This window comes from Lentzea rhizosphaerae (assembly GCF_042649515.1).
Classification (GTDB): Bacteria; Actinomycetota; Actinomycetes; order Mycobacteriales; family Pseudonocardiaceae; genus Lentzea; species Lentzea aerocolonigenes.
The window spans coordinates 25,152-31,300 of sequence record NZ_JBHRZI010000060.1 but is presented as its reverse complement, the minus strand read 5'-3'; the positions used below and the strand labels follow the sequence as shown (position 1 = coordinate 31,300).

Here is a 6,149-nt window from a genome sequence, read left to right as displayed (position 1 = left end):
CGCAATCGTCGCGAAGCGGCGATGACGCAACCAAAGCTCGTCATACGACCCACGCAACCATCAACGCAAGGTGACATGGCATAGGCGGGTGACCACCCCGCTGAAACCCGCGCCGAACCACCCCAAGCCGAGGCTCGGAATGAAGGGCTGACGCAAGCGCAACCTCGCTGCGCACGGAAGCGCCTACTTCCAAGCCGCGCCGTACACGACGAAGAGACCACTCCCGACGGCCTCTCAGGAGTGGTCTTCCTCCCGGCTCTCGCCGCCGCGCTGATCAGCAGTTGGGGTGCGTGACCCTGCCGGCGAACCGGTCGCCGAGCCAGTTCAGGGCGTTCGTGCCCCACGCGCTGATCGCCGCGATGTGCCCGAGCAGCGGCAGCGCCGTCCACTGCACGTCGGCCCCCAGCGAGCACCACTGCGTCCGCAGCTTCTGCCCGACGGCGAACGGAATGAGCTCGTCCACCGTGCCGTGGTAGAGGTACACGGGCGCGGCGGGCTTCACGGAACCGAGCGTGTTCTCCGTCAACCTCTTCTGCCACAACGGGTCCTGGATGACGTCCGGCCGCGTGGTCAGCGCGTTCAACCGCGTGAACGGTGCCACCAGGGCGATCTCGGCGACGCAGGACTCGCGAATCGTGTCGAGGACCTGCTGCCCGCGGGTGTTCAGCACCGACGCCAACGGCAGTTCCGGGTAGGCCGCGGCATATCCGGCCGCCGCCGCGAACACGAGACCCGACCCGGCGTTGCCGTCGTTGAACTTCGCGACCGCGTTGAGGTCGGCCGGCACACCACCCGCCGCGACACCGACGACGTTCAGCGAAGGTGCGTACGACCTCCACTGCTCAGCAGCGGCCGACGCGGCCTGACCTCCTTGTGAGTAACCGAAAACGCCGACCGGAGCGTCAGCGGACAGACCGGGGATGTTGCTCGCCGCCCGTGCGACGTCCAGCAGCGCACGTCCCTCCGAACGGGACACCGCGTAGGTGTGATCCCCTGGCGTGCCAAGGCCTTCGTAGTCGGTGACGGCGACGGCCCAGCCGTTGAACATGGCCTGCGCGAGGAACGCGATCTCGACCTCGGTGCCGTTCTGCAGCTGCCGCGACGGGGCGCACTGGTCGCCCATGCCCTGCGTGCCCATCGCGTACGCCACGATCGGGCGCGGGCCGTTGTTCCACGGCAGCGGTGACACGAGCACCATGCCGGACACCACGTTGCCGGCCCCCGTCGCGGAAGTGGAGCGGTAGCGGATGTCGTAGGCCTTCACCGGGGCGGGCAGCAGGCGCAGCGGCTCGGGATGCCAGGCCACCTCCCGGCTGCTGACGAGATCGCCCGGTGCGGCCGCCGCAGCGGGTGTGACCAGGGCTGATACCACGAGAACGGCGGCGAGCACGGCACGGAGCTTCATCAGGGGACCCCTTTGTGGTAACCGGCGTTACCGCAATGTAGGGCCGAACGTCGTAATGTGGCAATAGCGGTTTTCGCTTTATGGATTCACAGCGAGGAACAGGAACGCCGCCAGCAGCACGAGGTGCACCCCGCCCTGCAACCTCGTCGCACGACCGGGCACGACGGTCAGGACGCTGACCAGAACCGTGAGCAGCAGCAGGACCATCTGCGTCGAGCCGAGACCCAGCAGCAGCGGGCCGTCGAGCCACACCGTCGCCAGCGCGATGGTCGGGATCGTGAGGCCGATGCTCGCGATCGCCGAGCCGTAGCCGAGGTTGAGGCTCGTCTGGATGCGGTCGCGCAACGCGGCTCGTGCGGCGGCGATCGTCTCGGGCAGGAGCACCAGCAGCGCGATCACGACACCGACGAACGACTGCGGGAAGCCCGCGGCGCGTACGCCGGCCTCGATCGCGGGCGACTCGATCTTCGCGAGACCGACCACGGCGATCAGTGCGACGAGCAGCAGGCCGAGCGACGCGAGGGCGGCCTTGCCGGAAGGCGCTTCGGCGTGGTCGTCCGCCTCGATCACGCCGTCCTCGTCGACGGGGAGGAAGAAGTCGCGGTGGCGGACGGTCTGGGTGAAGACGAACAACGCGTACAGCGCGAGGGAGGCCAGTGCGGCGAACGCGAGCTGTGGGCCGGAGAACTCGGGGCCGGGCGTGGTCGTGGTGAAGGTCGGCAGCACGAGCGTGAGCGTGGCCAGGGTGATCACCGTGGCGAGCGCGCCGCCGCTGCCCTCGGCGTTGAAGAGCGTCGTGCCGTGCTTGAGCGCACCGAGCAGCAACGCGATGCCGACGATGCCGTTGGTGGTGATCATGACGGCCGCGAAGACGGTGTCACGCGCGAGAGAGGACGCTTCCGGTCCGCCGGACACCATCAGCGTGACGATCAGGGCCACCTCGATGATCGTGACGGCGACCGCGAGGACCAGTGATCCGAACGGCTCCCCCACCCGCAGCGCCACGACCTCGGCGTGGTGCACGGCGGCGAGCACGGTCGCGGCGAGCACCACCGCGACGACGGCGACGAGCACGGGTGCGAGGTCACGCCCCCAGGCGAGCACGAGCAGCAGCACGCCGAGCACGGGGGTGATGGTCGTCCAGGACAGCAGCGGAAATCGCGAGGTGGCGGCCATGATCCAACCCTCGCACACCGCCGGGGCCGTGCGCCATTCGGCGGAACACCCATTCCGGAGCGAAGAAATGTGGAGCGGAGCGCCCCTGCCGCGCCCCGCTCCACATTAATAGCCGGTGCTAGAAATCGAACACCGCACCGGTGTGCGCCAGCATGACGCACGAGTTCGGGTAGGTGTGCACCTCGTTCACGGGCTCACCTCGCCAAAAGCCGAACATCGAGACCTCGACCGGCGCGTGGATGAACGTGCAGGCGCGGCCGTCGGCACGCATGGTCTGCAGGTCCGCGCCGGTGAACGCCAGCGTCGCGCAGGCGAGGGCCCTGCGCGGGTGGCTGTCACCTCGTTCGCAGGTCAGGACGGTTGCCTTGAAGGCGTTGTTCTCGATGTCGGAGTACTGCACGGTCAGCACGAGCGCGGTGTCCCCGTGGGCGGAGGGGGCGGCCTGCGCGGTGCCTCCGACGATGAGAAGTGACGCGAACAGCGCAACGAACGCGAGAATGCGCTTGAGCATGGAAAGCGGTCCTCCTGAGACCTCATGAAAATCGGGCCGGTTCTCGGCCGCCGGAGATGTTGCCATCATGTTTCGTGGCGGCGAAAGGGGCCAGCAAACGTTCACCGATCACATCTGCGCACTCCGCCGAAAGCGTGATTGGGCCGAATGGATGTGTTCCCCGCCACGTCCGCTGGGACACAGCTGCCGACGGACTGTTACGGGTTGCTGACAGACACGCCCACTCTTGGACGTATTATCGAAATCATGTCCAAGACCTCCAGACGCGTCGTGTTCGGCGTGCTCCTGATCGTCACACTCGTGGTTTCCGCCGGCGGGGCGCTGGGATACCTGGGCAGATTGACGCTCGTGTTCGACCGGCACCCCGGAAAGCCGCTCGCGATTCTCGAGGAAGTGCCGGGACCGCCGGACGGACCGAAGTGCCCGATCGACGCCCGCTATCTCGACGAGGCTCCCGACGGCCTGCGCCCGGACGTTCTCCAGGCGTGGAAGTTGTTGCGCGCCAAGGCCTCCGAGCAGGGTGTTCAGCTCTGCCTGAACGACGGCAAGCGCAGCCGTCAGCAACAGCAGAAGGAGTTCGACGAGGCGGTCGAGAAGTTCGGCACCGAAGAACTCGCGTCGAAGTACGTGCTGAACCCGCCGGACCGGTCCATGCACGTGATCGGACTCGCGGTCGACATTCAGCCGATCGAATCGGCGAAATGGGTCGAGAAAAACGGCAGCACCCTCGGCTGGTGCCGCCGCTACGAAAATGAGCAGTGGCATTTCGAGTACAACGCCGGCTACTCCACAGGGGGTTGCCCCGCGCTCGTTCCGAGCGCGACCGGCAGCTGAGTGCCCGTCAAAGGTCTAGACGCCTGGGGTGCGCTCGAGGTTGCGCCGACGTAATCTGACAACCCGAGTTACCAGATTGGAGCACCCGGTGGCACGTGCCTACGGCGGCATCTCACCCGAGCAGCGCAGGGCGGAGCGCAGGGCCCGCTTGCTGCAGGCCGGGCTGGCGCTGTTCACCGGCACGGGTTTCGCCGCCACCAAGATCTCCGGGCTGTGCACGGAGGCCGGCGTCTCCACCCGCAACTTCTACGAGGAGTTCGCCTCCAAGGAGGACCTCCTCCGCGAGCTGCACGACCTGATCAACGCCACGGCGTTCACCGAAGTCCGCACGGCGATGGCACAGCTGGAGACCGCCGACCTGGCCACCAGGATCACGACGTTGCTGGACGTGTTCGTGCGCAGCGTGACGGCGGACCCCCGCGCACCGCGCCTGAACTACGTCGAGGCCGTCGGCGTCAACGCGGAGATCGAGCAGCAGCACGTGCGGTGGGTGAACACGTGGGCCGAGTTCATCGAGTCCGAGGCGCTGCGGGCGGCGGCAGCGGGGGTGGCGCCGCAGCGGTCGTACCGGCTCACGGCGATCGCACTGGTGGGGGCGACCACCGGCCTGTTGCGCGAGTGGCAGGCGCACGAGCCGCCGCTCGCGGTGGACGAGATCGCCGCGGAGATCCGTGAGCTCATGCTGGCCGCGATCACTCGGCCGTAGCGCGCTGGTCGGTTCGGGCCATTTCCTCCCGGAAGCGCCCCGGCCGGTGCTGCCGCCGTGATCCGATGGCGGCGTGCGAACGGCGACGAGGCTCCTCACCGCGGCGGCGGTCGTGGTCGGCTACGTGGCGCTGATCCTGGCGATCACCGCGGGCCTGGATCTGCGCGAGCGCAACGCCTTCCACGACGCACCGGCGCAGCACGCCGCGTTCCTGACGGCCGTGGAGCGGGGCTCGGCCGCCGATGCCGCCGCGGCCGCGGAGTGGTTCCGCGAGAACACACCCTCCGGCAGCTCGGCGAGGGCGTCGATCTCCAACGCCTCCAGCGCGGCCGAGGACGGCGAGTTCGACCTCGCCCGCCGGTTCGCGAGCGACGTGCCGGAGGAGATCCCGCAGGACCAGGCGGTGCTCGACGAGGAGTTCGCGCGGTCCTGGGGACGAGCCGTGCCGTGGCTCGTGATCGGCGCGGTGCTGCTGGCGGCAGCGCTCGTCCTGCGCCACCGCAGGCGCGCCGCCAACGCCGACGTCGTCGAGCTGGTCAACCGGTTCGTGCCACCGCGTCCGGTGTGGCGGCGACCGATCTTCATGGTGGTCAACGGCGTCGGATACGTCCTCATGGTCGCCGGTTTCCTCGGTCTGGTCGCGGTGACCCGCGCTCAGGACGTCCCGTGGAACATCAGAAGCATCATGCTGGTGGGCGGCCTGATCGCGATCGTGGTCGCGTACTACGTGCTGCGGTACTCGCGTCCGAGGGCGACACCGGGCGCGGCCGCGGTCCTCCAGTCCGACTGGCGCAGACCCGTGCTGTACCTGCGGGGTTTCGACGACGACCCCAACGCGGCCGTGGTCGACGACCTCCCCGGCGCGCTGCCGCAGGGACTGCTCTCGATCCACTCCCGCGAGGAGCAGCTCGTCGGCGCGCTCGGGGCGTTCGGACCCGTGGTCGCGGTGGGCAGGCCGGGCGAACCGCTGCCGCACCTGGGCGCCGCGCGGTTCTACCTGCCCGGTGACGACTGGCAGACCGGTGTCCGGACGTTGATGGACATGTCGCAGCTGATCGTGCTGCGGCTGGGCGAGGGCGAGGGGCTCTGGTGGGAGGTCGAGCAGGCCCGCACCACCCAGCCGCCGGGCAAGCTCGTGCTGCTCGTTCCCGGTGAGCACAACGGTCTCGCGGAACGGCTCGACGCCCACCTGCCGTCGCCGACGGGCCTGGAGCAGTTCCGGACCGGGCAGTGGACGTCCGCGGTCGTCGTGTTCGACCAGGACTGGAACCCGCGGGTGCACGGCGTCGGCCCGTTCCCCGGAGACAAGAACAAGTACGGCGCACCGGTGTTCTACGTCGCCCGCGCGATCCAGGCCGCGCTGCAGTCGCTCGGGACGCACCGCAGGGCGCTGGGGATCCGGACCAACCGCGGGATGCTCGCGGTGTTCGGCAAGGCCCTGCTGCTGGTTCCGGTGTTCTTCCTGGTCGTGTACTTCCTGCGGCTGATCTTCCTCTGGTGAACCGCACCCGGCCGCC

At 68.8% G+C, this 6,149-nt stretch carries 6 protein-coding genes; 3 read left to right on the top strand and 3 right to left on the bottom strand.

The window, feature by feature from the left end:
- Positions 1 to 274 precede the first annotated feature (274 nt).
- The 3 genes from ACFOWZ_RS47880 to ACFOWZ_RS47870 form a co-directional block, all read right to left on the bottom strand.
- Positions 275 to 1,405, bottom strand: a complete 1,131-nt coding sequence (locus ACFOWZ_RS47880; protein ID WP_382381390.1) for a lipase family protein — start codon at positions 1,403 to 1,405, stop codon at positions 275 to 277.
- Positions 1,406 to 1,483: 78 nt separating this feature from the next.
- Positions 1,484 to 2,581, bottom strand: coding sequence for a calcium:proton antiporter (locus ACFOWZ_RS47875; protein ID WP_382381388.1), 1,098 nt, complete (start codon positions 2,579 to 2,581; stop codon positions 1,484 to 1,486).
- Between the two features lie 118 nt (positions 2,582 to 2,699).
- Entirely contained in the window at positions 2,700 to 3,092 is a 393-nt protein-coding gene (locus ACFOWZ_RS47870; protein ID WP_382381386.1) for an SSI family serine proteinase inhibitor, read from the bottom strand.
- A gap of 204 nt (positions 3,093 to 3,296) precedes the next feature.
- On the opposite strand from ACFOWZ_RS47870, the gene ACFOWZ_RS47865 reads away from it, so the two are divergent.
- The 3 genes from ACFOWZ_RS47865 (at position 3,297) to ACFOWZ_RS47855 (ending at position 6,133) form a co-directional block, all read left to right on the top strand.
- Complete coding sequence (locus ACFOWZ_RS47865; protein ID WP_382381384.1) at positions 3,297 to 3,926, top strand: D-alanyl-D-alanine carboxypeptidase family protein; 630 nt, start codon at positions 3,297 to 3,299, stop codon at positions 3,924 to 3,926.
- A gap of 88 nt (positions 3,927 to 4,014) precedes the next feature.
- A complete protein-coding gene (locus ACFOWZ_RS47860) occupies positions 4,015 to 4,632 on the top strand; it encodes a TetR/AcrR family transcriptional regulator (protein WP_382381382.1) in 618 nt (205 codons plus the stop codon).
- A gap of 73 nt (positions 4,633 to 4,705) precedes the next feature.
- The gene (locus ACFOWZ_RS47855) at positions 4,706 to 6,133 is read left to right on the top strand and encodes a hypothetical protein (protein ID WP_382381380.1); all 1,428 of its coding nucleotides are present in this window, start codon (positions 4,706 to 4,708) and stop codon (positions 6,131 to 6,133) included.
- Positions 6,134 to 6,149 lie beyond the last annotated feature (16 nt).

Coding starts and splice junctions, on each gene's coding strand:
- ACFOWZ_RS47880 (WP_382381390.1), bottom strand. CDS start 1,405: ATGAAGCTCCGTGCCGTGCTCGCCGCCGTTCTCGTGGTATCAGCCCTG.
- ACFOWZ_RS47875 (WP_382381388.1), bottom strand. CDS start 2,581: ATGGCCGCCACCTCGCGATTTCCGCTGCTGTCCTGGACGACCATCACC.
- ACFOWZ_RS47870 (WP_382381386.1), bottom strand. CDS start 3,092: ATGCTCAAGCGCATTCTCGCGTTCGTTGCGCTGTTCGCGTCACTTCTC.